Here is a 439-nt window from a genome sequence, read left to right as displayed (position 1 = left end):
CGACAACCAGCTGGTGATCAGCTACACCGAAGCCAACGCCCTGGACGCAACCGCGCTCACGGGCAACGCAGGCTTTACGGTCAACAGCACCGCGGGCACCGCCATTACCGTGAGCAGCGCCGTGGTGAGCGCAACGGCCAAGACCGTCACGCTGACGCTAAACCGCGCCGTGGTCAACGGGGAGACGGTGACGATCAGCTACGCCAAACCCGCGACCGGCAATGGGGTGCAGGACGCGGCCCACAACAACGCGGCGGACTTCAGCAGCCGGGCTGTTACCAACACCACACCGGACACCACACCCCCGGAGTTCAGCAGCGCCACGGTCCGCGACAACCAGCTGGTGATCAGCTACACCGAAGCCAATACCCTGGACGCAACCGCGCTCGCGGGCAACGCAGGCTTTACGGTCAACAGCACCACGGGCACCGCCATTACC

1 protein-coding gene is annotated in these 439 nt (G+C 65.4%); it reads left to right on the top strand.

Annotated features, from left to right (window positions below):
- The coding region (locus tag VTU_RS28430) for a SwmB domain-containing protein (RefSeq protein WP_010107134.1) at positions 1-439 on the top strand (439 nt) is incomplete at both ends.

The sequence above is a fragment of the Verminephrobacter aporrectodeae subsp. tuberculatae At4 genome (assembly GCF_000193225.1).
Classification (GTDB): Bacteria; Pseudomonadota; Gammaproteobacteria; order Burkholderiales; family Burkholderiaceae_C; genus Acidovorax; species Acidovorax aporrectodeae.
This window is presented reverse-complemented; position numbering and strand designations above follow the sequence as displayed.